General features: G+C 73.3%; 25 protein-coding genes. 8 read left to right on the plus strand and 17 right to left on the minus strand.

The window, feature by feature from the left end:
• Positions 1–39 precede the first annotated feature (39 nt).
• Positions 40–1,302, plus strand: coding sequence for a P1 family peptidase (locus ACQEUU_RS18675; protein WP_433067617.1), 1,263 nt, complete (start codon positions 40–42; stop codon positions 1,300–1,302).
• A 146-nt stretch (positions 1,303–1,448) separates the two neighbouring features.
• A complete protein-coding gene (locus ACQEUU_RS18680; RefSeq protein ID WP_433067619.1) occupies positions 1,449–1,721 on the plus strand; it encodes a hypothetical protein in 273 nt (90 codons plus the stop codon).
• Positions 1,722–1,775: 54 nt separating this feature from the next.
• Here ACQEUU_RS18680 and ACQEUU_RS18685 read toward each other — a convergent pair whose 3' ends face one another.
• The 3 genes from ACQEUU_RS18685 to ACQEUU_RS18695 all read right to left on the minus strand — a co-directional run bounded on the left by ACQEUU_RS18685 (position 1,776) and on the right by ACQEUU_RS18695 (position 4,474).
• A complete protein-coding gene (locus ACQEUU_RS18685; RefSeq protein ID WP_433067621.1) occupies positions 1,776–2,528 on the minus strand; it encodes an NUDIX hydrolase in 753 nt (250 codons plus the stop codon).
• A gap of 142 nt (positions 2,529–2,670) precedes the next feature.
• On the minus strand, positions 2,671–3,414 hold the full coding sequence (locus ACQEUU_RS18690; RefSeq protein WP_433067623.1) for an SDR family NAD(P)-dependent oxidoreductase: 744 nt from the start codon (positions 3,412–3,414) through the stop codon (positions 2,671–2,673).
• A gap of 82 nt (positions 3,415–3,496) precedes the next feature.
• Entirely contained in the window at positions 3,497–4,474 is a 978-nt protein-coding gene (locus tag ACQEUU_RS18695; RefSeq protein WP_433067624.1) for an aldo/keto reductase, read from the minus strand.
• A gap of 96 nt (positions 4,475–4,570) precedes the next feature.
• On the opposite strand from ACQEUU_RS18695, the gene ACQEUU_RS18700 reads away from it, so the two are divergent.
• Complete coding sequence (locus ACQEUU_RS18700; protein ID WP_433067626.1) at positions 4,571–7,102, plus strand: DUF6493 family protein; 2,532 nt, start codon at positions 4,571–4,573, stop codon at positions 7,100–7,102.
• On the opposite strand, the gene ACQEUU_RS18705 is transcribed toward ACQEUU_RS18700, so the two are convergent.
• The 4 genes from ACQEUU_RS18705 to ACQEUU_RS18720 are packed head-to-tail and all read right to left on the minus strand — an operon-like array spanning position 7,094 to position 11,137.
• The gene (locus ACQEUU_RS18705; RefSeq protein ID WP_433067628.1) at positions 7,094–8,089 is read right to left on the minus strand and encodes a LacI family DNA-binding transcriptional regulator; all 996 of its coding nucleotides are present in this window, start codon (positions 8,087–8,089) and stop codon (positions 7,094–7,096) included. The genes ACQEUU_RS18700 and ACQEUU_RS18705 overlap by 9 nt on opposite strands.
• Positions 8,086–8,931 carry a carbohydrate ABC transporter permease gene (locus ACQEUU_RS18710; RefSeq protein ID WP_433067630.1) on the minus strand — a complete coding sequence of 282 codons (846 nt, stop codon included), beginning with the start codon at positions 8,929–8,931 and terminating at the stop codon, positions 8,086–8,088. Before ACQEUU_RS18710 ends, ACQEUU_RS18705 begins: the two co-directional genes overlap by 4 nt.
• The gene (locus tag ACQEUU_RS18715; protein WP_433067631.1) at positions 8,931–9,827 is read right to left on the minus strand and encodes a carbohydrate ABC transporter permease; all 897 of its coding nucleotides are present in this window, start codon (positions 9,825–9,827) and stop codon (positions 8,931–8,933) included. The genes ACQEUU_RS18710 and ACQEUU_RS18715 overlap by 1 nt, the downstream gene beginning before the upstream one ends.
• The gene (locus tag ACQEUU_RS18720; protein ID WP_433067633.1) at positions 9,824–11,137 is read right to left on the minus strand and encodes an ABC transporter substrate-binding protein; all 1,314 of its coding nucleotides are present in this window, start codon (positions 11,135–11,137) and stop codon (positions 9,824–9,826) included. Before ACQEUU_RS18720 ends, ACQEUU_RS18715 begins: the two co-directional genes overlap by 4 nt.
• Before the next feature lie 159 nt (positions 11,138–11,296).
• Here ACQEUU_RS18720 and ACQEUU_RS18725 point away from each other — a divergent pair, with 159 nt between their 5' ends.
• Positions 11,297–13,300, plus strand: a complete 2,004-nt coding sequence (locus ACQEUU_RS18725) for a beta-galactosidase (RefSeq protein WP_433067635.1) — start codon at positions 11,297–11,299, stop codon at positions 13,298–13,300.
• Positions 13,297–14,397: a glycoside hydrolase family 53 protein gene (locus ACQEUU_RS18730; protein WP_433067637.1), complete on the plus strand. Its 1,101-nt coding sequence runs from the start codon at positions 13,297–13,299 to the stop codon at positions 14,395–14,397. The genes ACQEUU_RS18725 and ACQEUU_RS18730 overlap by 4 nt, the downstream gene beginning before the upstream one ends.
• On the opposite strand, the gene ACQEUU_RS18735 is transcribed toward ACQEUU_RS18730, so the two are convergent.
• Positions 14,394–15,527, minus strand: a complete 1,134-nt coding sequence (locus ACQEUU_RS18735; protein WP_433067639.1) for an acetate kinase — start codon at positions 15,525–15,527, stop codon at positions 14,394–14,396. The genes ACQEUU_RS18730 and ACQEUU_RS18735 overlap by 4 nt on opposite strands.
• 72 nt (positions 15,528–15,599) lie before the next feature.
• Between ACQEUU_RS18735 and ACQEUU_RS18740 the strand changes: the two genes are divergently transcribed.
• Both ACQEUU_RS18740 and ACQEUU_RS18745 read left to right on the plus strand, forming a co-directional pair.
• On the plus strand, positions 15,600–16,412 hold the full coding sequence (locus ACQEUU_RS18740; RefSeq protein ID WP_433067640.1) for an alpha/beta fold hydrolase: 813 nt from the start codon (positions 15,600–15,602) through the stop codon (positions 16,410–16,412).
• Between the two features lie 49 nt (positions 16,413–16,461).
• A complete protein-coding gene (locus ACQEUU_RS18745) occupies positions 16,462–16,998 on the plus strand; it encodes a DUF6328 family protein (protein WP_433067642.1) in 537 nt (178 codons plus the stop codon).
• Here ACQEUU_RS18745 and ACQEUU_RS18750 read toward each other — a convergent pair.
• From ACQEUU_RS18750 to ACQEUU_RS18780, 7 genes are read right to left on the minus strand one after another with little or no spacing between them, the layout of a single operon-like run.
• Positions 16,972–17,274 carry a monovalent cation/H(+) antiporter subunit G gene (locus tag ACQEUU_RS18750; protein ID WP_433067644.1) on the minus strand — a complete coding sequence of 101 codons (303 nt, stop codon included), beginning with the start codon at positions 17,272–17,274 and terminating at the stop codon, positions 16,972–16,974. The genes ACQEUU_RS18745 and ACQEUU_RS18750 overlap by 27 nt on opposite strands.
• Positions 17,271–17,531 (minus strand): monovalent cation/H+ antiporter complex subunit F, encoded by a 261-nt coding sequence (locus ACQEUU_RS18755; protein ID WP_433067646.1) that lies wholly within the window; start codon positions 17,529–17,531, stop codon positions 17,271–17,273. Before ACQEUU_RS18755 ends, ACQEUU_RS18750 begins: the two co-directional genes overlap by 4 nt.
• The gene (locus tag ACQEUU_RS18760) at positions 17,528–18,106 is read right to left on the minus strand and encodes a Na+/H+ antiporter subunit E (protein WP_433067648.1); all 579 of its coding nucleotides are present in this window, start codon (positions 18,104–18,106) and stop codon (positions 17,528–17,530) included. The genes ACQEUU_RS18755 and ACQEUU_RS18760 overlap by 4 nt, the downstream gene beginning before the upstream one ends.
• A complete protein-coding gene (locus ACQEUU_RS18765; protein ID WP_433067649.1) occupies positions 18,103–19,635 on the minus strand; it encodes a Na+/H+ antiporter subunit D in 1,533 nt (510 codons plus the stop codon). Before ACQEUU_RS18765 ends, ACQEUU_RS18760 begins: the two co-directional genes overlap by 4 nt.
• On the minus strand, positions 19,635–20,234 hold the full coding sequence (locus ACQEUU_RS18770) for a Na(+)/H(+) antiporter subunit C (protein WP_433067651.1): 600 nt from the start codon (positions 20,232–20,234) through the stop codon (positions 19,635–19,637). Before ACQEUU_RS18770 ends, ACQEUU_RS18765 begins: the two co-directional genes overlap by 1 nt.
• Positions 20,231–22,966, minus strand: a complete 2,736-nt coding sequence (locus ACQEUU_RS18775; protein WP_433067653.1) for a Na+/H+ antiporter subunit A — start codon at positions 22,964–22,966, stop codon at positions 20,231–20,233. The genes ACQEUU_RS18770 and ACQEUU_RS18775 overlap by 4 nt, the downstream gene beginning before the upstream one ends.
• Before the next feature lie 3 nt (positions 22,967–22,969).
• Entirely contained in the window at positions 22,970–23,398 is a 429-nt protein-coding gene (locus tag ACQEUU_RS18780; RefSeq protein WP_433067655.1) for an SRPBCC family protein, read from the minus strand.
• A gap of 107 nt (positions 23,399–23,505) precedes the next feature.
• Here ACQEUU_RS18780 and ACQEUU_RS18785 point away from each other — a divergent pair, with 107 nt between their 5' ends.
• A complete protein-coding gene (locus tag ACQEUU_RS18785; protein ID WP_433067657.1) occupies positions 23,506–24,072 on the plus strand; it encodes an NADAR family protein in 567 nt (188 codons plus the stop codon).
• A gap of 102 nt (positions 24,073–24,174) precedes the next feature.
• On the opposite strand, the gene ACQEUU_RS18790 is transcribed toward ACQEUU_RS18785, so the two are convergent.
• Together ACQEUU_RS18790 and ACQEUU_RS18795 are read right to left on the minus strand one after the other, a co-directional pair.
• Positions 24,175–25,092 (minus strand): carbohydrate kinase family protein, encoded by a 918-nt coding sequence (locus ACQEUU_RS18790; protein WP_433067658.1) that lies wholly within the window; start codon positions 25,090–25,092, stop codon positions 24,175–24,177.
• 279 nt (positions 25,093–25,371) lie between these two features.
• Complete coding sequence (locus tag ACQEUU_RS18795) at positions 25,372–26,268, minus strand: EamA family transporter (RefSeq protein WP_433067659.1); 897 nt, start codon at positions 26,266–26,268, stop codon at positions 25,372–25,374.
• Between the last annotated feature and the right edge of the window lie 56 nt (positions 26,269–26,324).

Genomic DNA, 26,324 nt, shown 5'->3' on the forward strand with positions numbered 1-26,324 from the left:
CCGCGTCCCTGCCCTGCACCACACTGGAATGAGGGATCCATGAAGCCACGCCTCGTCGCACTGCTGGCCGGAGCACTGGTGCTCACCGTCCCCCACCTCGGCGCCGCCGCACAGGCCACCACGCAGGCCACCACGCAGACCACCGCGCAGACCACCGCGCAGGCCGCCAAGGCGGACACCCCCGGGCTTCCCGGCCGCAACAACGCGATCACCGACGTACCGGGCATCAAGGTGGGTCAGGTCCAGTCGGCCAAGGCCCCCTACCTCACCGGCACCACCGTGATCTACCCCGCGCAGATGGCGGTCACCGGCGTCGACCAGCGCGGCGGCGCGCCGGCCACCAAGGAGACCGACCTGCTCGACCCGCTCAACTCCAACCCCGGCGTGAACGCGGTGATGCTCGGCGGCAGCAGCATGTACGGCCTGGCCGCCACCGACGGCGTCATCCGCTGGCTGGAGGAGCGCGGCGAGGGCGTCAGGGTCGGCTCGGGAGTCGCGCCGATCGTCCCCGCCGCCGACATCTTCGACCTCGGCAGAGGCGGCGACTTCAAGGCCCGCACCACCCCCGAGTGGGGCTACCTGGCCGCCCAGGCTCTCAAGGACGGACCGGTACGGCAGGGCGTCGTCGGCGGAGGCACCGGAGCCCGCGCCGGCGGGCTGAAGGGCGGCGTCGGCACGGCCAGCGTCATCCTCAGCGACGGCACCGTGGTCGGCGCCATCGTCGTGGTGAACTCGGTCGGCTCGGCGGTGGACCCGCGCGACTGCTCGCTGTTCGCCGCCCGCTTCGAGCTGGCCGGCGAGTACCGCGGGCTGCAGACGCCCAAGGCGAAGGAGTGCCCGCGCCCGGCCACGGCGAACGGCCCGTCGATGAACACCACTATCGCGGTGGTGGCCACGAACGCGCCGCTGGAGAAGGCCGCCGCCGCCCGGATGGCCGGCAACGCCCAGGACGGCCTGTCGCGCGCGATCAACCCGATGCACACGCTCGGCGACGGCGACACGATCTTCGCCATGTCGACCGGCGGCGGCACCCCGCTGCGCGTCAACAACCCGGCCGACACGCGCCGGCTCAACGAGATCTTCAACGCCGGCGCCGACACCCTCACCAGGGCCGTCGGGCACGCGATGCTGAACGCCACGACCGTCGGCACCGCCAGCGGCTACTGCGACCGCTACCCGTCGGCGTGCAAGAAGGTGTCCCCGCTGCCGGCCGACAAGCGGGGTGAGGCGCCGGACGTGACCCGGGCCTCGCTGGCGGCCGTGGCGGAGAAGTTCCGCGACGCGCCCGCCCTGGCCGAGTAGCAGGCCCGCGGGACAGGCCGGTCCGGCCTGTCCCGCGAGGCGCGATCATGACAGCCCGCGGCGAGCCTGCCAGGCGCTGTAGACCGGATGGGCCGCCAGCGCCTCCCGGTGGGCCTCGGTCGCGAGGCGACCAGTTCGTCCGCCCGGTGGGCGAGGGCGCCGTCGAGGCGCCAGGCGACCAGGTGCCGCATCCACAGGGGCGCCCCGGCCAGGGGGCGGACCGCGACGTCGTCGCCGGCCAGCAGCGCCAGGGGCACCTCTTCGAGGGACGCGTGGGGATGGCCGGCGTGATGGGCGTGCCCGGCACCCCGAGAAGCCTGCGCGGCAGGCCACCCGCGTACCGGGAGAACGCCCTGACCTCCACGATCACCTGGACCATCGGCCACGACAAGCCCGGCCACCGGCACCCGAAGAAGTAAGGTCACCGACCCGGCCGGCGGCGCACTCGCCGGCCGGGTCGAGTATCCGCCCGGCTAGAACCCGTACAGGCCGAACGCCTCCCCGCCCCGGATGCCGCGCAGCGCCTCGGCCGGGTAGCCGACCATGTCCTCCGGCAGCCGGTCCAGCGGGAACCAGCCGATCTCGGAGCACTTGTCCGGCTCGGCGTTGTACGGCTCGCCCGCCCACGTCCCGGCCACGAAGAACAGCCCCACCCGCTCCGGCGCCCGGTGCATCACGTGCGCGAAGGCCAGGTCGGCGGGGTCGACGCGGACGCCCACCTCCTCGCGGGCCTCCCGCGCCGCCGCCGCCGTGACCGACTCGCCCGCCTCCAGGTGACCGCTCGGCAGATGCCACAGCCCGTCGGCGTACCCGGTGCCGGAGCGCCGCGCCAGCAGCACCTCGCCGTCACGGACCAGGAGCACGTGCACGTCCACGACCGCGCGGAACCGGTCGCGTCCCGCCCGCCGGTCCAGGTCCTGGAGCCACTTGACCGCCACCGCCGCCACCTGCGTCAGCTCCGCCCGCAGCCGGTCGGGGTCCTCCTCGGCGAACGCCTCCAGCACCTCCTCCTCCAAGATGTGCCGCCAGGTCAGCCGGCCCTCCCGCGACGCCCGCTCCGTCTCCCGCCTCGCCCGCGCCGCCGCATCGCCGCCTCGCGGGCCGGTCCCGTCGGCGAGCCCCTCCTGGACGCCCCACTGCCGGTCCTGCGCCACCCGCTCGTCCGCCACCGCCCGCAGCACCCTGCCCAGCGAACCGGGCACGCCGTAGTCACCGTCGATCACCATGAGCCGCCAGCATAGGACCGGCTCGCCGGGAGCCGGCCCATAGGCCGGGGTGTCATTCCGGCGACATCGTCCGGGCGGGCCCGGACTGCCGTCGATCACGCGAGTCGATCAACGTGATGGATGGGCCCGTCGAGAGGCGGCGCTAGCGCAGGTACGAGGCGCCGTTGAGGTCGATGATGGTGCCGCTGGCCCACTCCGCCTCGGGCGAGGCCAGGTAGAGGACGGCGGCGGCGATCTCGGCCGGGCGGGCCACCCGGCCGAACGGGCTCTGGGCGCGGATCTCGTCGCCCCTGGGCGGTCTCAGGTGCTCGGTCGTCATGTCGGTCTCGACGAAGCCGGGCGCGACCGCCGTCACCGCGATGCCCCGCGGCGCCAGGGCCGCGGCGAGCGACTGGGTGAGCGCGTTCAGGCCCGCCTTGCTCGCGCCGTACGCGGGACTGTCCGGCTCGCCGCGGAAGGCGCCGCGCGAGGAGACGTTGACGACGCGCCCGCCCTCGCGCATGTGGGGCAGCGCGCACCAGATCGTGTTCGCCGCCCCCACCAGGTTGAGGTCCAGCGTCGTGCGCCAGGCCGCCTGCCACTCCTCGTAGGTGACGTCGGTGACCGGGTGGTGGAGGAACACGCCCGCGTTGTTCACCAGCACGTCGATGCCGCCCAGCGCGCCGGCCGCCTCGTCCACGGCGCGGCGCACGGCCTCGGGGTCGGCCAGGTCGGCCTGGACGGCGGCGTGTCCCTCACCCGGCAGCTCGTCCAGCAGACCGGAGGCGAGGGCCGGCGAGCCGCGGTGATGGATCGCCACCCGGTCGCCCCGCTCCGCGAACGCCGCCGCCACGGCCCGCCCGATGCCCCGTGACGCGCCGGTGACGAGGACGCCGCGCCCGCTCACCGGCCGGCTCCTGGGACCCGCGCCCCGTCATCGGCAGGGGAAACCCCACGCCCGCTCCCGCGACGCCCCGGCACGGTCGCCCCTACCAGCGGTCGTGGATCTGCGGGCGGATGAGCTCGTCGTACACGTCCCGCACGGCCCGCAGCGTCTCCTCCGGAAGGGGCGCGAGCGCGGCCGCGGCGGCGTTGGCGGCGGCCTGCGCGGGGTTGCGCGCACCCGGGATGACGACGGACACGCCGGGCTGGTCGAGGATCCAGCGCAGCGCGAACTGCGCCATCGTCGCCCCCTCGGGCACCAGCGGGACCAGCCGCCGCACCGCCTCTAGGCCGGTGCGGAAGTCCACGCCGGAGAACGTCTCGCCCACGTCGAACGACTCGCCGTGGCGGTTGAACGTGCGGTGGTCGTCGGGCGCGAACGTGGTGTTCTCGTCGTAGCGGCCCGACAGCAGGCCGCTGGCCAGCGGCACCCGGGCGATGATGCCGACGCCGGCCTCACGGGCGGCGGGCAGCACCCGCTCCAGCGGCTTGAGCCGGAACGCGTTCAGGATGATCTGCACCGTGGCCACGCCGGGCCGGGCGATCGCGGTCAGCGCCTCCTCGCACGTCTCCACGCTCACCCCGTACGCGGCGATCCGCTGCTCGGAGACCAGCGTGTCGAGCGCGTCGAACACCGCGTCGGACGAGTAGACCGGCGTGGGCGGGCAGTGCAGCTGCACCAGGTCGATGGTGTCGACGCCGAGGTTGCGGCGTGAGCGGTCGTTCCAGGCGCGGAAGTTGTCCATCACGTAGTTGCCGGGCACCTGGTCCATCCGGCGGCCCATCTTGGTGGCCACCGTGAGGTCAGGGTGGGCCTTGGCGAACCGGCCGACGATCTGCTCGCTGCGGCCGTCGCCGTAGACGTCGGCGGTGTCGATGAACGTCACCCCTTCGTCCGCCGCCGCCGAGAGCGTCGCGAACGCGTCGTCCTCGCTCACCTGCCCCCAGTCGGCCCCGAGCTGCCAGGCCCCGAGGCCCACCACGCCGACGTGCCGTCCGGTACGTCCCAACACCCGCTGTTCCATGGACAGCAACTCTCGCACATCGACGCGGGCGCGAGCGCACCGGCGCCGCCGAGGGATGATCAGGAATTGTCGGACGGGACCATTACTGTCCGCGCCATGTCCGAACACTGGGAAGCGCTGCGCAAGCTCATCAGGGCGGGCGACACGCCCGGCACCGTCCGATCGGTCGCCGGTTACGGCGACGCCGAGCGCCGGGCCGTGGCCGCGGAGCTGCCGTCCTACCTCGCCGCGCGGGCCGAGGCCGCCGACGGCAGGTGGTGGGAGTGGCGGCGGGAGTTCCGGCCGCTGCTCATGGCGGGCGTCGGCTGCCTCGGCGGAGCGGCGGCGGTGGCCTCGTGGATCTACCGGCGGGAGTTCCGGTGGCGGGGGCCGAAGGACGGCGAGTCACGGATGATCGTCGACCTGGTGCGGCGGCGGCCCGCGGCCTGGCAGCGGGACCTCGCCCGCCGGGTGACGCTCCGGCTGAGGGTCACGCACGAGAACGAATGGTTCATCGCCGCCGGCCTGCTCAAGGAGACCGGCGTCGAACCGCCGGACAACGAGGCGTTCCTGATGGGCTGGGTGCGCCGGCTGGGCTCCGGCAGGCCCGAGGACGACCCGCTGCTCTCCCATCTGGCGCCGAGGATCTTCGAGATGTCCGGGCTGCGGCAGGCGTTCGCCGCGCCGCAGGCCGACGCCGTGCTGCGCCTGGTCCAGAGCGGCCACCTGGACCGTGCCGAGGTGCTCGGCCAGGTCGTCAGGCGACTGCTGCGCGACGGCGCCGACGGGCCGCCGGTGCTCGCCGAGCTGCACGACCGGCTCGGGCCGGAGCCCGACGAGGTGACCGGGCGGGTGGGCGACTACGCGGCCATGCTGCCGGTCGCGCCGGTCGCGGTGTCCGTCATGGCGCTCACCAGGCTGCGCTGGGCCGACGAGGCCGGGCGGCTGGACGAGGAGCTGTTCGCCGAGGCCGTCGAGGCGCTCGCCTTCCGCCCGGAGCGCAAACTGGTGCAGGCCGCCGTGGCCTGGGCGCAGGACGCCGCCGAACGGGTGCCCGCCCGGTCGGACGTCGCCCTGCGGGTGATCGCGGAGGTGTTCCGTCAGGACTCGCTCGTGTCACAGGAACGCGCCGTGCGGGCGGCGGTGCGGCTCGCCGGGCGCGCGGGGGAGGAGGCCCGGCGGGTCGTCCTGGAGGCCGCGGGCGCGCTGCCGGCCGGGCCGCGGGAGAAGATCGCCACCGCGTACGGGGAGACCGTCGAGGCCGAGACCGTCGAGGCGCCCGCGCTGGTCGCGCCCCCGGCGCCGGCTCTGCCGCCGCCCGTGTCGTCGCCCGCGGAGCTCGCCGAGGCCGTCGCCGCCGTCGAGCACGGCGTCGGCGCCGGCGCCTTCGAGCGGATCCTGGCCGGGCTCGCCCAGTGGGCGCACCGAGAGCCTGACGCCCTGCGCGAGGCGCTGCGGCCCTGGTGGCAGCCGCTCCAGCCGCAGGCGTTCGGCCACTACGCTCACTACGACAGTGACGAGCGGCTCCACCTGCTGCTCATGCGGGCGGTGCTGGCGTTCGCCTCGCCGAAGGACAGCCGGCGGCTCACCAAGCGGATCCGCCGCAACGCGCACGACCCCGAGGAGACGGGCGGCCTGGACCGGCTCTACGAGACCCGGGCCCGCGAACTGATCGCCGCCTACGAGACGGCGTCCGCACCGCCCCTCCTGCTCGCCACGCCTACCTCCGGCACCGGCCACCTCGCCCCCGAGGCGCTGCTCGACCGGCTGGAACGGCTGGCGGCGGCCGGGGCCGAGCCGCTGCCGGGCGACCTGGCGCACGCCCTGCTGCGGCTGCCCCGCACGGTCGACGAGGCCGCGGCCGAGCGGGCAGGAAAGATCGGCACCAAGGCGGGCGACGAGTGCGCGGCCTGGCTGCGCGGCGGCGGCCTGCCGGATCCGGAGGTCCGGTGCTCGGTGCAGCGCGGCGCGTACGGGTGGGGGGTCCGGGCCGACGAGCTCCGGGTCGAGCTGGAGCTGCCGGAACGGCTGCCCGGCCTGGCACGGCCGGGGTCAAACTGGACCGACTCGGCGCGCTGGTGGCCGATGGCGGCGCCGTCGCACCGCGAGCTGGTGGCCGCGCACCTGCTGAGCGCCCGCCACAGCTCCGATGACGGGCACCTCGCGGTCGCCGCTCTGGCGCACGGCGACGGGCCCGCGGGGACCGCGGTCGCGTACCTGCTCGCCACCGGGATGAGCGAGGAGGATCCGCCGAAGCGGGCGGCCGCCGTCGACGGGCTGCTCGTCCTCGCCGCCCGCGGGGAGGTGCCGGTGCCGGAGCTGGTGGAGGCGCTCGTCACGTTGCTCCCGGCCGGGCTGGTCACGCTCTCGCGGGTGGTGTCCGCGCTCGGCGAGGCGGCACACGCCGGCGGGCACGAGGCGGTGTGGGCCGTGGTGGCCGGGCTGCTGCCGCGGCTGCTGCCCGAGGCGGGCGAACGGCCGCGCGCCGGGCTGGCGGACCTGCTGGCGGTGGGGGCCACGGCCGCGACGTTCGCCGGCGTCCACGGGGAGGTGCCGCGGCTCGCCGAGACGGCTGCCCGCAAGGGCTCCAGCAGGCTGACGCGGGAGGCGCGGCGCCTGCACGGGCTGCTCACCGCGCGGTCAGGCTGACTCCCGGATGACCAGCTCCGTCGGCAGCACGACCGGGGCGGGCTTGTCGGCGCCGTCGAGCAGGGCCAGCAGCAGGTCGATGGTCGCTTCGGCCATCTCCGCCAGCGGCTGCCTGATCGTCGTCAGCGGCGGGAGGGTGGAGGTGGCCACCGAGGAGTCGTCGAAGCCGCCCACCGCCACGTCGTCAGGCACCCGGCGGCCCGCCGCGCGCAGGGCCGTCAGGGCGCCCGCCGCCATCAGGTCGGAGGCGACGAACACCGCGTCCAGGTCGGGGGCGCGCTCCAGCAGCTCGGCCATCGACCGCTCGCCGCTGGCCTGGGTCCAGTCGCCGTGCGCGATGAGCTTCCTGGACGCCTTGCGGCCCAGCACGTCGGCGAAGCCCTCCAGGCGCTGGATGCCGCCCGGCGTGTCCATCGGGCCGGTGATCATGGCGATCCGCTTGCGGCCCCGGCTCACCAGGTATTCGGTCATCTGCCGGGCGCCCAGGCGATCGTCCGCGGCCGCGTACGGGATGACGTTCTCGCGCCCGATGACCGCCCCGCACGAGACGGCGGGGGCGGCGGCGGCGACGGCGTCGGCCAGCGGGTCGCCGGCGTGGGTGGTCACCAGGAGCACGCCGTCGGCGTGGCCGCCGCGCAGGTAACGGATCACCCGGTCGCGGTCGCCCTCGTTGCCGGCCAGCATCATCACCAGCGAGATGTCGCGCTCGGCCAGGCGGCGGATCGCCACCCGGATGAGCGTGCTGTAGTTGGGGTCCTCGAAGAGCATCTGGTCGGGCTCCGACAGCACCATCGCCACCGAGCCGGTGCGCTGGGTGACCAGGCTGCGGGCCGCGCGGTTGACGACGTAGCCGGTCTCGGCGATGGCCCGCTCGATCGCCGCCCGCGCGGCCGGGCTGACGTAGCGGTCGCCGTTGAGCAGCCGGGACACCGTGCCGCGGGACACGCCCGCGGCGGCGGCGACGTCGTGGATGGTAGGGCGTTTCATTTCACCGCTCCGGAGGACAGGTCTGTCCTCCAGTATCGCTGCATGGTGAGGAAGAGCGCGATGAGGGGGATGATCGACAGCAGCGCCCCGGTCAGGATCAGGTTGTACAGCGACGGCTGGTTGGACCCGGCCATCAGCAGCGTGTAGAGCCCGACCGTGAGCGGGAACTTGCCGTCGTCGCCCAGCATGATGAACGGCAGCAGGAAGTTGTTCCAGATGGCGACGAACTGGAACAGGAAGATGGTGACCAGGCCGGGCGCCATCAGCGGCACCGCCACCCGCGACATCAGCCGCCACTCGCTCGCCCCGTCGATCCGGCCGGCCTCCAGCAGCGAGTCCGGGATGGCGGCGCCGGCGTAGACGCGGGCGAGGTAGATGCCGTACGGGTGCAGGATCTGCGGCAGCAGCACCGCCCAGTACGTGTCCGCCAGCCCGATCTTCGAGAACAGCAGGTACTGGGGGATGGCCAGCACCACGGCCGGCACCAGGACGCCGCCGATCAGCACATTGAAGATCACCGTCCGGCCCGGGAAGCGGAACTTGGCCAGGGCGTACCCCGACACGGCCGACACGGCGGTCGACAGCAGGGCGCCGCCTCCGGCGTACAGCAGGGTGTTGAGCAGCCACAGCCAGAACACGCCGTCGCGGTAGGCGAACAGCTCGGCCACGTTGCCGAGGAAGCCGGTGCCCGGCGCCAGGGTCGGCGTGGTGAACAGCTCACCGGGCGACTTGGTGGCCGCGATCACCACCCAGCTCACAGGGAACAGGCAGTACACCGCGCCGAGCAGCAGCAGCGCGGTCGGCGCCAGGCCCGCGGACCGGCGGGTCGCGGTCGCCGTCATCAGTCCTCCCCGAAGGCGCGGTCGCGGACCACGCGCAGGAACCCGAACGACAGGACGAGTGAGATCGCCGCGATGACGATCGAGGTGGCCGCCGCCGAGTACAGGTCACCGGTGACGAACGCGTCCCGGTAGACCTTCATCAGCGGGCTCCACGTGGAGCTGATCGTGTTGGTGAACGGCCGCAACGTGGTCGGCTCGGTGAACACCTGGATCGTCGCGATGATCGAGAACACGGTGGTCAGGATGAGCGCCGGCAGCAGCAGCGGGATCTTGATCAGCAGCGCGATCCGCGTCTCAGAGGCGCCGTCGAGCCGCGCCGCCTCGTAGTAGTCGCGCGGCACCGCCCGCAGCGCCGTGTAGAGCACCAGCATGTTGAAGCCGGTCCCGCCCCACACCGCCACGTTCGCCATCGAGTACGTGATCGTGGTCGCGCCGAGCAGGTCCACGTCCAGCACCGCCCGGATGGGGCTGAGCGACGGCAGGTAGAGGAACCCCCACAGCAGGGAGGCGGCCACGCCCGGCACCGCGTACGGCAGGAAGATCGCGATCCGGGTGAAGCGGGCCAGCCGCACCCGGGCCGAGTCCAGGGCCAGCGCGAACAGCAGCGCCAGCCCCAGCATCACGACCAGCACGAGCGCCCCGTACCCGAGCACCCGCAGCCACCCGGCCCACAGCTCGCCGTCGGTGACGGCGGCGGCGAGGTTGCCGAACCCGGCGGACACCTCGCGCCGCGACCCGCTGCCGAGCCCCAGCCCGGACACCTGGGTCCGGCGCGTGGCCAGGTAGCCGGTGTAGCCGATCGGCACGGCCAGGAACAGCGTGAACAGCACGACGGCCGGGGTGAGGAACAGGTACGGGGCGAGCGAGGGGCGCCGCCTCTTCACGGGGCGCGTCATGACGCGAGCGAGAACCCGGACTTGCGCATGTCGGCGACCGTGGCCTCGTGCATGCCCCGGACGGCGTCGGCGAACGGGCTGCCGTCCTGCAGCGCCTTGTCGAAGCCGTCCCTGAAGGCGTTGTACGTGACGCCGACGTTCGGCCCGAAGGTGAAGCCGCGCGCTCCGGCGGCGTACTGCGCGGCCTGCCGCCAGAAGTCCGGCTGGTTGCCGAAGTAGGCGGGCGCCTCGCCCAGCGCCGACTGGGCCTTGGTGGCCGCCGGGTAGATCGCGGCCTGCTTCACCAGCGCGTCGAGCGCCTCGGGGTCGGTGTTGAGCCAGGTGGCGAACCGGGCGGCGGCGGCCCGGTGCGGCGACTTGGCGGCGACGGCCACGGACGACCCGCCCCAGAACCCGGTGGCGTTCTCGCCGGCGGTCCACTGGGGCAGCGGGGCGATCGCCCACTTGCCCTTCGCCTTGGGCGCGTTGCTCTCCAGCGTGCCCGGCGCCCACACCGCCGACGGCCAGGTGAGCAGCTTGCCGTCGTTGAGCGCCTTGTTCCACTCGGGGGTGAAGTACGGCATGTCGTCGATGGCGCCCTCCTTGACCAGGCCGCCCCAGTAGTCGGCGACCTTGACCGTGGGGGCGTCGGCGACGTCCACCTTCCAGGCGTCGCCGCTGATCGACCACCACCGGGCGCCCGCCTGCTGGGCCAGGCCGGCGAACGCGCCCGGGTCCTTGCTGGAGAACGTGCCCAGGTGGACGCCGGAGTCCTGCTCGCGCACCGTGCGGGCCGCCTCGGCGTACTCGTCCCAGGTCTTCGGCACCTCGATGCCGTACTTGTCGAACAGGTCCTGCCGGTAGAAGAGCATCATCGGGCCGCTGTCCTGCGGGACCGCGTACACGCCCTCGGTGCCGAGTGTGACCAGGCCCCACACGCCGTCGCCGAACTCGCCCTTGACGGCCCCCGTCTCGGCCTTGAGGTCGGCCACCGCGTCGGCCGCCACGAACGACGGCAGGTGCTGGTACTCGGCCTGCACCAGGTCCGGTGGGTTGCCGGCCTTGGCCGCGGTGAGGAACTTGGCGGCCGCGTCGTCGCCGCCCGCCTGCTTGCTGACCGTCACCTGGATATCGGGGTGGGCCTTGTTCCAGATGTCGACGATCTTGTCCATGTTGGGGGCCCATGTCCAGTACGTGAGCTTGACCGGGCCCTGGGATCGCGACTCCGCCGCCTCCGGAGGGCCGGCGGGCTCGCCGCCGCCGCATCCTGCGAGGGTCAGGGTGGTCGCGAGCGCTGCGGCCAGGGCGGCTCCGAGGCGGGTGGCACGCATGCATACCTCCAGATTTCTCTGTGAACGTGCACAGACTGGATCAGGGGAGAGTGCTGGGTCAAGAGCCTGTTACGGTCTCGTTAATCTCCTGCTCGTCTTCCTAGAGCGGAGCGGGCACGCTACTGTGCACGTTCACAGAAGTACGCACAAGGGGGATGGATGTATCCGGAGCGTCCTGCCGGCATCGCCTACGGCGGGGACTACAACCCCGAACAGTGGCCGCGCGAGGTGCACGAGGAGGACGTGGCCCTGATGCGCGAGGCCGGGGTCACGCTGGTGAGCCTCGGCATGTTCTCGTGGGCGCTGATGGAGCCGGACGAGGGCCGGTACGAGTTCGGCTGGCTGGACGAGATCATCGACCGCCTGCACGCCGCCGGCATCGCGGTCGACCTGGCCACCCCCACCGCCGCGCCGCCCGCCTGGTTCACCGCCCGCCACCCGGACACGCTGCCCGTCGGCCGCGACGGCGTGCGCATCGGCTTCGGCGGCAGGCAGAGCGCCTGCTCCAGCGCGCCCCCCTTCCGCGAGGCCACCGCCCGCCTGGTGCGCGCGCTCGCCACCCACTACCGCGGCCACCCCGCCGTGGTCATGTGGCACGTGCACAACGAGTACGGGGCGCCGCTGGGGGAGTGCTACTGCGAGCACAGCGTGGCCGCCTGGCGCGACTGGCTCCGCCACCACTACCGCGACCTGGCCGCGCTCAACGACGCCTGGGGCACCACCTTCTGGGGCCAGCGCTACACCGACTGGTCCCAGATCGACGCCCCCCGCCACAACCACACCGCCGTCAACCCGGCGCAGCGGCTCGACTTCGCCCGCTTCAGCGACGCCCAGCACCGCGAGCACTACGCGCTGCAGCGCGACCTGCTGCGCGAGATCACCCCCGGCGTGCCCGTGACGACGAACTTCGCCGGCACCGTGAACTGCAAGTCCACCGACCTGTGGCGGTGGGCGCGCGAGCTGGACGTCGTCGCCAACGACCACTACCTGAAGGCCGAGCGGCCCGACAACCACATCGACCTGGCCATGTCCGCAGACCTGGCGCGCTCGGTGGCCGGGGGAGAGCCGTGGATGCTCATGGAACACTCGGCCGGCGCGGTCAATTGGCAACCCAGGAACCTCGCCAAACGGCCCGGCGAGATGCGCCGCAACAGCCTCGCGCACGTCGCCCGCGGCTCCGACAGCGTGCTGTTCTTCCAGTTCCGCGCCTCCCGGTTCGGCGCGGAGAAGTTCCACTCGGCGATGGTGCCGCACGCCGGCCCCGGGTCCGCGCAGTGGCGCGAGATCGTCCAACTCGGCGCCGACCTGCGCGCGCTCGCCGGCGTGCGGGGCAGCCGGGTGCGCGCCGACGTGGCCGTGGTGTGGGACTGGGAGTCGTACTGGGCGCTGGAGCTGGACTGGCGGCCGTCGGTGGATCTGCGGTTCCGGGAGCGGATCGACGCCTTCTACGAGGCGCTGTGGCGCGAGCACGTCACCGTCGACTTCGTCCACCCGTCCGCCGACCTGACCCGTTACCGCCTGGTGGTCGCGCCGAGCGCCTACCTGCTGACCGAGGCGTCGGCCAAGAACCTGCACCGGTACGTGGAGGCGGGCGGCCACCTGCTCGTCTCGTACTTCTCCGGCATCGTGGACGAGCACGACACCATCCACCCCGGCCCCCACCCGGGCGCGCTGCGCGAGGTCCTCGGCCTGTCCATCGAGGAGTTCCACCCGCTGCGCGAGCACGAGACCGTCGCCGTCACCGGCGGCTTCGACGGCCGGATCTGGTCCGAGCGGATCAGGCCCGCCACGGCCGTCGCCGAGCGGGACTTCGCCTCGGGGCCGGACGCCGGGCATCCCGCGTTCACCCGCCACGACCTCGGCGCCGGCGCCGCCTGGTACCTGGCCACCGCCCCCGTCACCGGTCTGCGCGAGCTGCTGGCCGAGCTGCTCGACCGGGCCGCAGTGACCCGGCCCCGCGGCCTGCCTGACACGCTGGAGCTGGTGCGGCGCGGCCGCCACCTGTTCCTCATCAACCACGGCGACGAGCCGGTGACGGTCGAGGGGGTGACCGGCACGGACGTGTTCGACGGGGCGCGTCACGACGGGCCGGTGACCGTCGCGGCCGGCGCCGTCACGGTCGTCGAGGAGCGACCCCCCATCCCCAAGGAGAGCACCCCATGAGACGGTTACTGATCGCTCTGCTCTGCCTCGTCACCCTGGCCGCCGCGGCTCCGGCCGCGCAGGCCGGGCGGCGGCTGCCCATCCGCGGCGCCGACGTCTCCAGCCTCGCCAAGTCCGAGGCGCTCGGCGGCGTCTACCGCCACGCCGACGGCCGCCGCGGCGACCCGCTGGACATCCTGGCCGGGGCGGGCCTCACCCACATCAGGCTCAAGGTCTGGGTGGACCCGGCCGACGGCTACAACACCAAGGCCCAGGTCCTGGCCGTCGCCGGGCGGGCCAAGAAGGCCGGGCTCAAGCTGCTCGTCGACTTCCACTACTCCGACACCTGGGCCGACCCGGGCAAGCAGTTCAAGCCCGCCGCCTGGGCCGCCCTGCCGTTCGACGAGCTGGTGCGGGCCGTGTACGGGCACACCTTCGACGTGCTCGACGCGCTGCGCCGCCAGGGCACCCCGGCCGACCTGGTCCAGATCGGCAACGAGATCAACGGCGGCCTGCTCTGGCCCGACGGGAGCAACCAGAACTGGGCGAACACCGCCCGGCTGCTCAACGCGGGCCACGACGCGGCCAAGGCCGTCTCCCGCCACACCCGGGTGGTGCTCCACCTGGCCAACGGGGGCGACAACAGCCTGTACCGGTGGTGGTTCGACAACGCCGCCGCGCACGGCATCCGCCACGACGTGATCGGCCTGTCGTACTACCCGTACTGGCACGGCACCCTGGAGGCGTTCCAGGCCAACCTCCACGACGTCGCCACCCGCTACCGCAAGCCCGTGGCCGTCGTGGAGACCGGCTACCCGTTCACCACGGCCGACGACGACGGCTGGGAGAACCTCATCCTGTCGCCCGAGCCGTACCCCGGCTACCCGGCCACCCCCTCGGGACAGGCCGCCCTGCTGACCAAGGTCGCCGACATCGTACGGAACGTCCCCGACCGGCTGGGCCTGGGCGTCTTCGCCTGGGAGGCCACCTGGACCGGCGTGCCCGGCAACGGCTGGGACCCGGCCGACCCGGCCACCGGCAACGCCTGGGAGAACCAGGCCCTGTTCGACTTCGGCGACCGCGCCCTGCCCGCCATGCGGGCGCTCGGCCGAGGCTAGACCTCGGCCTCGGGGCCGTACAGCTCGCGCAGGCACTCGCGGGCCAGCTGGAGCTCCTCGTGCGGCTCGACGAGGAGCACCGGCACCGCGGTGCCCGCCGGGCTGATCACGCCGTCGTCGTGGCGGTTGCCGCCGACCGGCGGCTCGACGCCGAGCAGGCGCAGGCGGCGGCAGATCGCCTCCCGCACCTCCGGCTGGTCCCAGCCGATCTCGCCGGTGAACACCACCGCGTCGACCCGGCCCAGCGACGTCGCCGCGGCCACCATCTCCCGGCTCACCCGGTGGCAGAACACCCGCAGGGCCAGCGCCGCGTCCTCGTCGCCGTCGCGTTCGGCGGCGACCAGGACGCGGGTGTCGCCGGACAGGCCGCCGGACAGGCCGAGCAGCCCTGACTCCCGCTCCAGCCCCTCGCGCACCTCGTCCACGGTCAGCCGGCCGTCCAGCAGCCACAGCAGCAGCCCCGGGTCGAGGCTGCCGGAGCGCTTGCTCATCGGCACCCCGTCGAGGGGGGTGAACCCCATCGAGGTGTCCAGGCTGCGCCCGCCCGACACGGCGCACACCGACGCGCCGCCGCCCAGGTGGGCGAGCACCAGGTCCAGCTCCGCGACGGGACGGCCGAGCAGCTCCGCCGCCCGGTCCACCGCCCACGCGTACGACAGGCCGTGGAACCCGTAGCGGCGCAGCCCGTACCTCTCCCGCCACGGCCCGGGCAGGGGGAGGACCGCGGCCGACTCGGGCAGCCCGGCGTGGAAGGCGGTGTCGGGGCAGAGCACGTGCGGCACGGCGGGCAGCAGCTCGCGGGCCGCGTCCAGCAGGGCCAGCGCCGGCGGCAGGTGGAGCGGGGCCAGGCCGGTGATCCCGCGCAGCGCCGCCACCAGCTCGTCGTCGGCCACCACGGGGGCGGTCACCAGGTCGCCGCCGTGCACCAGCCGGTGCGCGACCGCGCCCACGTCCCGGTCCAGGTGGCGGCCCAGGAACTCCGAGATCTCGGCCCGCGCCGACTCCGGGTCCGCCGCCCGCCCGCCGTGCGCGCCGTCGACCACCGCCCCCGCGTCGACGAGGTCCAGGCGCAGGCTCGACGAGCCGGCGTTGACCGTCAGCACCGCGAGCTCCTGGCCTTGATCCAGCATGATTGACGCCCTACCCGGGGCCGGTTCGGCGACACTCTTTACATCCGCCGCCACGGGCGGACCATGGTGCGCATGATCGGATTCGGCTACGTCCGCACCCCCCTGGGTCAGATCCACTACGCCGAGTGCGGCACCGGTGAGCCGGTGCTGCTGCTCCACCAGACCCCCCGCTCCTGGGACGAGTACCGCGAGGTGCTCCCGCTGCTCGGCGGTACGGGCCACCGGGCGATCGCGATGGACACGCTCGGTTTCGGCGCCTCCGCGCCCCCGCCCGAGCACACCATCGAGGCGTACGCGGACGGGGCGCTCGCCCTCATGGACGCCCTCGGACTCGACACGGCCGCCGTCGCCGGCCACCACACGGGCGGCGTGATCGGCGTGGAGCTCGCGGCCCGGGCCCCCGGCCGGGTGAGCCGGCTGGTGCTGTCGTCCACGCCGCTGATCGACGCGGAGGCCCGGCGGCGGCGGGCCGGCCGTCAGACGGTGGACCACGTGACGGAGCGGGAGGACGGCTCCCACCTGGTGGAGCTGTGGCAGGGCCGGGCCGGCTTCTACCCGAAGGGCCGCCCCGACCTGCTGGTCCGCTTCGTCCGCGACGCGCTCGCGGCCTGGCCCGACCTGGCCGGCGGACACCGGGCGGTCGGCGCCTACCGGATGGAGGACCGCCTCGGGCTGATCCGCTGCCCCGTGCTGTGCGTGGGCGCCGCCGGGGACCCATTCGCCTTCCCCGAGCTGCGCCCCTTGGCCGGACGGCTGCCGGGGGCGTCGGTCACGGTCATCGAGCACGGCATGGTGCCGCTGGAGTTCCAGGCCGCCGCGTTCGCGCGCGTGGTCGCCGCATTCCTGGCGGGGGAGGAGTTTGCCGCCGCTTTACCTTGGCAGTAACACCTTCTAATTTCACGACATATCGAGACACGTCCGGGAGGCGGTACGCGTGGAACAGGTACCTGAGCAGGAGAAGGAGACCCGTAAGGAACGGGCCGACCGCAACTTCGTCGAGCTGCTGCAGGGCGCCCGGGTGGCGGTGACGGGCGTCCAGGTGCTGTTCGCCTTCCTGCTCACCGTGCCCTTCTCGGAGGGCTTCGCCCGGCTGGGCGCGTTCGACCGGTGGCTCTTCTACGTGGCGCTGGTCTCGGCGGCGGTCGCGTCCATCTGCTACATCGCCCCGGCCAACCAGCACCGGGTGCTGTTCCGTCAGGGTCTGAAGGAGAGGCTGGTCCACCGCTCGAACCTCTACGGCATCGCCGGCGCGGTGGCGCTGGTGCTGTCGATGTCGTCCGCGACCATGCTGGTGGTCGACTTCCTGTTCGACTCCACCCTGGCCTGGATCACCGGAGGCGTGGTGGCCGCGCTGGCCGCCTGGTCGTGGTTCGTCCAGCCGGCGCTCGACCGCGCGAGCGACCGCGGCGCCGACACGCCCGAGGAGGAGAGTGAGGGCCGCCGCTCAGGAGGAGCCGGAACCGCTGTCTGACCGGCGGTGGGCGGCCCGCGCCACCACGTAGGCCGCCACCGACACGGTGATGATCTGGGCCACGGCCACGATGATGAGAGGTCCGGCCATGGCCCAGGTCGGCTCCCGCAGCCACATCGCCAGCAGCACCAGCAGCACGCTGAGCACCTGCGGCTTGGTGGCCACGTGCATCAGGTTCAGGGTGGCGCGGAAGCGGACCATCCCGAGCCCCGCCGACAGCGCGAGCAGCGCCCCCATCAGCAGGCAGACCGCCGCCGCCACGTCCAGCGCGTTCACTGCCCGCCCTCCGGGAAGTACCGGGCCAGCGACACGGTCCCGACGAACCCGAGCAGCGACAGCACCAGCAGGACGGGCACGTCGGAGTAGTCGCCGTAGACGGCCGCGTAGGCGCCCGCCCCGCACATCGCCAGCGACGTGATCACATCCAGCGACACCGCCCGGTCCAGCGTGGTCGGCCCTCGCCCCAGCCTGTAGAGCGCCGCCGCCGCGCCGAGGCCGAGCAGCGCCAGCGTCACCGCGTACACCGTGGTCATTCCAGCTCCTTCCGATCGTCGCGGGTGCCGAACGCCGTCACGATCCGCCTCTCCAGCGCGGCCACCTCCAACTGGGTCACCTCGGCCACCTCCGCTTCGGTGCCGCTGCGGCCGAGCACGTGGATGGTGAGGTGCCTCCGCTCCCGGTCCGCCGCCAGGACGACGCTGCCCGGCACCGTCGTCACCGCCACCATGATCATCACGGTCATCGCCTCGGACGAGGTGCGCAGCGGCGTCGACACGATCGCCGTCGGCGGCGACCCGGACCGCAGCACCCAGATCACCACCCGCGCCGTCGACATCACCAGGTCCAGCAGGAACCAGGCCAGGAACCGCAGGAACGGCAGCGGCCGGAACCGGATGCCGGGGTCGAGGGCCGGCAGCGGCAGCAGCCACGTGACCACCGCCCCCGTGGCCAGCCCGCCCAGCACGGTGCCGAACGACAGCTCGCCCCAGAGCATCACCCAGATCAGCGCCAGCCAGCCGACCAGAGCCAGCGGCACCGGCCGGCCGAACGGCCGCGGCACCAGCCAGTCGCGCTGTGCCCCCCGCTCCGCCTCCCGCTCCTCCGTCATCGCGTCCCCAGCACGGCCGTGATGTACGGCTGGCGCGCCAGCAGCTCGCCCGCCGCCCGCTCGGTCAGCGACGACAGCGGCCCGGCCAGCACCGTGTAGGCCAGCCCCAGCACCACCAGCGCCGCCGCCGGCCCGTACAGCCCCGGGATCGTCACCGCGCTGCGCTCCACCGGCTCCTCCCCGGCGTCCTGCCGGCCCTCGCCCTCGGCCCGCGTCTCCCGCCAGAACGCCTTCCCCCACACCTTCGCCACCGCGTACAGCGTGAGCAGGCTCGTCACCAGCGCGGCCGTGACCAGCGCGACCGGGAGCACGCCGCCCACCTCCAGCCCCGCCTGGACCAGCGCCAGCTTGCCCAGGAACCCCGACATCGGCGGGATGCCCGACAGGTTCATCGCGGGCACGAAGAACAGCAGCGACAGCAGCGGCGCGCTGCGCATCATCCCGCCCAGTCGGTTAATCGACGTGGTGCCCGTGCGCCGCTCGATCAGCCCGGCCACCAGGAACAGGCTGGTCTGCACGGTCATGTGGTGCACCGCGTAGAAGACGGCGCCGGCCAGCCCCGCCACGGTCGCCAGCCCGACCCCCATCACCATGTAGCCGACATGGCTGACCAGCGTGAACGACAGCATCCGCTTGATGTCGGCCTGCGCCACCGCGCCCAGCACGCCCAGCACCAGCGTGGCCAGCGCCGCCCACAGCAGCAGCGTCCCCACCGGCCCGCCGGGGAACAGCAGCGCCTCCAGCCGGAAGATCGCGTACACGCCGACCTTCGTGAGCAGCCCGGCGAACACCGCCGTCGCCGGCGCGGGCGCCGTCGGGTACGAGTCCGGCAGCCAGCCCGACACCGGGAAGATCGCCGCCTTGATCGCGAACGCGAGCAGCAGCAACAGCTCCACCAGCAGCTTCACCTGCGGCGTCAGGTCCGCGAACCGTTCGGCGAGCTGGGCCATCGAGAGCGTCCCCGTGGCCGCGTACACGACCGCCAGCGCGATCAGGAACAGCATCGAGGACATCAGCGCCATGACCGTGTACGTCGCCCCGGCCCGGATCCTGGACTGGGTGCCGCCGAACGTGAGCAGCACGTACGAGCCGCTCAGCAGCATCTCGAACGCCACGAACAGGTTGAATAGGTCACCGGTCAGGAACGCGTTGGCCACCCCGGCCAGCATCACCAGGAACGCCGGGTGGAAGATCGCCATAGGGGCGACGTCCTCCTGCCGGTCGTAGGCGCTGACCACCGAGTACACCATCACGCACAGCGTCACCGCCGACGAGGTCACCAGCATGAGCGCGGACAGCCGGTCGGCGACCAGCGTGATCCCGATCGGCGCCTCCCAGCCGCCGATCCGCGCGACCATCGGGCCGTGCGTGTCGACCTGGACGAGCAGCACCGCCGACACCGCCAGGTTCACGGCCAGCGCGGTGATGCTGATCGCCCCCTGCACCCGCCGCAGCCGCGCGCCGATGGCCAGCTTGATCCCCGCGGCCAGCAGCGGGAGCAGCACCGGGATCGGGATCAACGCCTCCACTACTCGTCGCCCTCCAGGTCGGGGTCGAGCGCGAGAGCCTGACGCTCCCGCTCGGCCCTGATGGCCCGGCGCATCTGCCTGCGCGCCTCACGCTGGCGGTGCTTGAGCTTCCTGCGATCGGTCCGCCGATGGGCCATCCGCTCGCCCCTGGTCGGCTCCCCGCGCAGCTCGGCCCGCTGCTCGGCGACCAGCCGGTCGTACTCCGCCTGCCGCACCCGCACCCGCTCGCCCAGCTGGCCGCGCCGGGCGCGCAGCCGCACCCAGCGGTCCTCGGTGTCGTCGCTCACCTCGTCCGAGCCGCGCAGCTGCCAGGCCCGGTGCACCATGGCCAGCAGGAACGCCGTGACGGCCAGCGTGATGACGATCGCGGTCAGCACCATGGCCTGGGGGAGCGGGTCGGCCATCCGGTCGGGGTCGGACCGGCCGAGCAGCGGCGGGGCGCCGGCGTCGCCGCCGACGGTGACGATCAGCAGGTTGACCCCGTTGCCGAGCAGGATCACGCCCGCCAGGACCCGGAGCAGGCTCCGTTCCAGCAGCAGCGTCACCCCGGCGGCGACGAGCATCCCGCACACGAGCAGCGGCACCAGCGAGATCGTCATGACGCCTCGATCTGCTCGTCCAACTCGGCCCCCAGCGCCCGCAACACGTCCTGCACCATTCCCACCACCGTCAGATAGATCCCCAGATCGAACAGGAGCACCGTGGACAGGTGCAGGGTCCCGACCAGCGGCACCGTCACGTCGGCGGCCAGCATGGTCAGCGCCTCCCCGCCGAACGCCAGCCCGACCAGCGCCGTCCCGACCGACAGCGTGAGCCCCACCCCGAGCAGCACGCCGGGGTGCATCGGCACCGCCCGGGCCAGCTCGTCCCGCCCGCCCGCCAGGTAACGGACCGTGATGGCCAGCCCCGCCACGATCCCGCCCGAGAACCCGCCGCCGACCTGGCTGTGCCCGACGAACAGCAGGAACACCGAGAGCACCAGGACCGTGTGGAAGGTCAGCCGGGCGGCCACCTCGAAGGCCAGCGCCCGATCCCGCTCCGGCAGCGCCGACGCCAGCCACGGCCGGCCCGGACGCGGCCGCGAGGGCCTCCTGTCGATCGCGTACGAGGTGCGGCGCAAGTAGATCAGACTGGTGACGCCCAGCGTGAGCACCACGATCACGGTGCTCTCACCCATCGTGTCCCAGGCCCGGATGTCCAGCAGCAGGGCGCTGACGATGTTGCCCGCCCCGGCCCGCTCCGCCGCCCCCGCCATGAGGTCCCCGACCGGCTGCGCCTGCCGGGAGTCCATCGCCAGGACGCCCGCGACGACCACCACCGCTCCGATGGCGAGGCCGATGCCGAGCCGGAGCGCCAGCGGCAGCCGGGCCGCGACCGGCGGGTTCGACACCCGCCGCAGCACCAGCACGAACATGACCAGGCTGAGCGTCTCGGCGAGGAACTGGGTCAGCGCCAGGTCGGGGGAGCCGTGGGCGAGGAACAGCAGCGCGACCCCGTACCCGGTCATGCCGACGGACAGGGCCAGCAGCAGGTAGGTGCGGGCGCGCAGGGCCAGCACGACCGCAGCCGCGATCAGGACGGCGAGCAGCGGCTGCTCGCCCCGCTGCCACCATGTCACCGGCGCGTCCAGCGAGAGCGGCGGCCCGTACGACAGCGCGAGCGTCCCGACGCCGGCCAGCGACAGGAGCGTGAGCAGCACGTAGTCGGGCACCGAGCCGCGCTGGATGACCCCGGTGACCTGCAGCGCGCCCAGGTCCGTGCGGCGCAGCGCGTGCCAGAAGGCCACGCCCGTGTCGGTGACGTGCAGCGCCGCCCCCAGCCGCGCCACCGGCTCGCGCGCCAGGAACAGCAGCCCGCCGACGGCCAGCGACAGCAGCGACAGCAGCAGCGGCGGCCCGACCCCGCTCCAGATCGCCAGGTGGGTGGCGTGCCCCGGATCGGGGAAGGCGTCCGAATAGCCCGCCATCGCCGTCTCGTACCAGCCGGCCAGCGGCGCCACCACCAGCCCCAGCCCGGCCAGCAGCGCGGTGGGCGCCACCATGAGCGCCGCCGGCCGCTTCACCCGCGTCGCCCTGCGGCCCGGCTTCGCGGCGAACGCCCCCCACAGGAACCGCAGCGTGTACGCGACGGTCAGCGCCGACCCGGCCACCACCACCCCCAGCACCAGCGGGTCGTCCAGCAACGCCCCCAGCGCCGCCTCCTTGGCCACGAACCCCGCCAGCGGCGGCAGCCCCGCCATCGACGCCCCCGCCAGCACCGCCGCCCCGCACGTCCACCGCATCGAACGGCCCAGCCCGCTCAGCCCGCGCAGGTCCCGCCTGCCCGCCGCCCGGTCCACCACCCCCACGACCAGGAACAGCGACGCCTTGAACAGCGCGTGCGCGAGCAGCATCGCCACCCCGGCGAGCGCGGTCGCGCCGGTGCCCGCGCCGAACAGCAGGATCAGGAAACCGAGCTGGCCGACCGTGCCGTACGCCAGCAGCTTCTTCAGATCCGTCTCCCGCAGCGCCCGCCAGCCGCCCAGCAGCATCGTCAGCGCGCCCAGCGGCACCGCGACCACCCGCCACGCCGTCGTGTCCCCGAACGCGGGCCCGAGCAGGGCCAGCAGGTAGACGCCCGCCTTCACCATCGCGGCCGCGTGCAGGTACGCCGACACCGGCGTGGGCGCGGCCATCGCCGCCGGCAGCCACGCGCTGAAAGGGAAGATCGCCGACTTGGCCAGCGCCCCCACCAGCACCAGGACCAGCGCCACCGGCGCGACCTGGGGCGGGTCGGAGAGGATGGCCGAGATGCGGTAAGTGCCCGCCGCCAGCCCGATCATCACGAACCCGGCCAGCATCGCCAGCCCGCCCAGCGTGGTGACGACCAGCGCCTGCATGCCGGCCCGCCTGCTCGCCCGGCTCTCCGGGTGATGGCCGATCAGCAGGTACGAGAAGACCGTCGTCAGCTCCCAGAACACGTACAGCAGCAGCAGATCGTCGGCCGTGACCAGGCCCAGCATAGCCCCGGCGAACGCCATCATGATCGCGCCGTACCGGCCCAGCCCGGGCTCTCCGGAGCTGAAGTAGCGCGCGCTGTAGACCATCACCAGGGCGCCGATGCCGGTCACCAGCGCCATCATCAGCAGACTGACCTCGTCGGCGCGGAACGCCAGCGTCAGCCCGAGCGCGGGCGCCCAAGGACGGGCCGACGGCTCAGGGCCCACCAGGGCGTAGCAGAACCCGGCCGCGGGAGCCGCCGCGAGCAGCAGCATCGCACCCCGCCCGTACCGGCGGACCAGCCAGGGAGCGAAGATCGCGGCCGCCGCGTGCAGGATGAGCAGCGGCTCCATCCATCAGCCCGAGTTCGTCAGGCGGTCGCCCACCTCGTCCCGCAGCCGCGACAGCGACTCGTCGAGCATGCCGCGCACCTGGGCGGCGCGCTCGGGCGACGACCCCTCCTCGGGCTCGTCCAGGAGAGAGATGTGCACCGTCACCTCGCTCGTGCCGCTGGCGGAGTCGGTCACCTGCAGCCAGCCCGCATAGTCAGGATGGTCGCGACCGCCCCACTCCACTCTCAGCTGGTCGTCCTGCACCCGGAACAGGCCCTCGTGCGCGCCGTCCCCCGGCACCACCTCGCCGCCGGCCTCCACCTGGTCCGGCCCGCTTTCGCGCACCCACAGGCCATGCGGCAACCACCTGTTCATCAGCGTCAGATCGGACGCGACCCCGAACACCACCACACTGTCGGCAGGCATGCCGCACGTCGCCTCGTACTCGGCCATCGCAACCCCCACCCTTCGCTTTGACCACCGAATGCCCGGCCGGCCCTCCCGCAAACCGGCCCTCAGCGTCCGGGCGTTCACAACGGCCGATGTGACACAGTGAGGTCATGTCCGAGACGCTTCCCCGGTCGGTTCCCGAAGCCGTCGCCGCCGAACTGGCCGGGCGGCCGCTGCGCTACCTCTTCTTCTGGGGTCACCGGCCCGCCCGCGACGGCAGCCCGGGCCAGGGCTGTCTCAGCCAGTGGTGGCCCGCCGAGTTCACCGAGGACGGGCGTCACTACCGCTCGGCCGAGCACTACATGATGGCGCACAAGGCGCTGCTGTTCGGCGACGAGGCCGCGGCCGAGAAGATCCTGGCCGCGGCCCACCCGGGCGAGGCGAAGAAGCTCGGCCGCTCCGTCGGCGGCTTCGACGAGGAGACCTGGGCCGCCCACCGCTACGACATCGTGGTCCGGGGCAACCTCGCCAAGTTCGGGCAGCACGCGGACCTGAAGGAGTTCCTGCTGGGCACCGGCGGACGGGTGCTGGTCGAGGCCAGCCCGCTGGACCCGGTATGGGGCATCGGACTGGCCGCCGACGACCCCGACGCGGCCTCACCCGCCACCTGGCGCGGCCTCAACCTGCTCGGCTTCGCCCTCATGGACGTCCGAGACACCCTGACCCGCTCCCGCTGACGCGCTCTTGGGCGCGGCTCGTTCTCTCCGGCGCGGCGGATCGCGTCCCGTGCGGCTCGTTCTCTCCGGCGCGGCGGATCGCGTCCCGTGAGGCGAGAGGTCTCACCCGTCCGGCGGCAGGTTCAGCCCGGCGGGCAGGTCGGCGCCCCGCACCGTGCAGGCCAGCGCCGCCACCCGCGCCGCGAACGCCGCGGCCTGCCGCGCCGCCGCGAGATCCAGCCCCTCCAACCGGCCGCCGAGCAGCCCTCGCCCGTCCAGCCAGTGCAGCAGCCCGGCGGTGAACGCGTCGCCCGCGCCCACCGTGTCGACCACGTCCACGACGGGCGCGGGCACCTCGGCGCGCTCTCCGCCCAGCGACACCAGCGCCCCGGAACGCCCCCTCGTCACCACCACCAGCCGGACGCCCGCGGCGTGCCACTCGTCGCAGACCCGCTCCACCGGCTCGCCGGGCCGCAGGAAGCCCAGGTCCTCGTCACTGAGCCGCAGCACGTCGGCGAAGGCGCACCACCGCTCGACGGCGTACGCCTCCCGCGCCGCCAGGCTCGGCCGCACGTTGGGATCGACCGAGACCGTCACCCGCCGCGCGGCCGCAGCCGCGAACGCCTCCACCACGTCCCGTCCCGGCGGCCTGACCAGCGCCAGCGACCCGGTGTGCAGGCACCGCACCCCGTCGAGCGCCTGCCCGGGCAGCTCCTCCGCGGTCCACTGCCAGTCGGCGGCGCCCTCGGCGTGGAAGCCGTAGCTCGCGTCGCCGCCGCCGTCCAGGTCGGCCACCGCGAGCGTGCTCGGCTCGCGAGCCTCGACCGCGTACGCCAGATCCACCCCGGCCAGCCGCTCCCGGAACAGCTGCCCGAACACGTCACCCGAGACCCGCCCCAGGAACCTCGCCCGCGTGCCGAGCCTGGCCAGCGCCGCCGCCGTGTTCGCCGGCCCGCCGCCCGGCAGCACGCGCAGCGTCAGCTCAGCCGCCCGCCGATCCGCGAACGCGTCGGCCACGCACTCACCCAGCACCGCGATCACCCGCCCACCTTCTCACGCCCCGAACGAGTCCCGTACGGGAGAAGCGGCAGTCCGAGCGTCGACGATTCTGGTGCCGCACGTGCCGCTGTCCGACCCGGCCAAGCGCCGTTATGGCCTGGAACTGTGCGAGAAGACCCGGCAGCATCGCTCCGCCGCATCCTCACGCAGCAGCCATTCCCACGACACTGGATCGCCGTACGTCATCATGCCGAGGCAGATCCGGGAGACCCCGCAGCACCTACGAACCCAGCTTCACATATCGCACTTTGTTCTACCTCCCTATGAGGATGTGGCCTTCTTGGCCGCAGAAGTCTGGAGTTCGTGGTGGAGGGCTACCGCGAGGACCACGAGCCCCACTCCGGCGAGTTCGAGGAGCGAGGGCAGTTGCCGGAGCACCGCGATGCCGATCACCGTCGCTGTGGCCGGAAGCAGCGCCACGAGCAGCGCGTACGTGGAGCGGGCCATGCGTGCCATGGCCAGTTGATCGCACACGTACGGAATCACCGACGAGCAGATACCCACCCCGATCCCGGCTGCGAGCGTGACCGGTTCGATCATCGCGGGAGCGGCGTGCCAGATGCCCACGGGCGCGACGAACAGCCCGGCGACGAGCATGGCGGCGGCCAGCCCGTCGATGCCTCCGATGCCGTGCATGTCGCGAGCCGCCCGATGGGCCAGCACGATGTAGCCGGCGAACAGCGCCGCGTTGGCAAAGGCGAACACCAGACCCAGCGGCTCGCCCGCCAGTTGGACGCCGGTCAGCACGTAGACACCGCTGACGGCGGCCACGAGAGCCACGAGATTACGTGCGGTCCGGGCACCGAGCGCGGCCAGCACGATGACCGGCAGAAACTCGATCGCGGCGACGGTCGCCAGGGGCACGCGAGCGATCGCCAGATAGAAGCAGACGTTCATCGCCGCGAGCACCGCACCCCAGGCGATGATCGTACGACGCTCGCCGGCGTTGAGCCGGACCAGTGTCCGCCAAGGGCGACGCCAGAGTGCGAAAACGAGTGCCGCGCTCCAGATCCTCAGCGCCGCGACCCCGAGCGGGTCGAGCCTCGCGAACAAGAGCACGGCGAAGGCCGGACCGAGGTAGTGGAAGACGGCGCTGCCGATGAAGTAGGTCCATGGAGGCGCCTTGAGCAGGACGGCGCGAGGGCCGATAGGCGGCATGGCCCCATTTTCGGCGAGCTCCTATTTTAGGAGAATGGCGAATCGAAAGATCAGAC

This window comes from Nonomuraea sp. CA-218870 (assembly GCF_050936535.1).
Taxonomy (GTDB): domain Bacteria; phylum Actinomycetota; class Actinomycetes; order Streptosporangiales; family Streptosporangiaceae; genus Nonomuraea; species Nonomuraea corallina.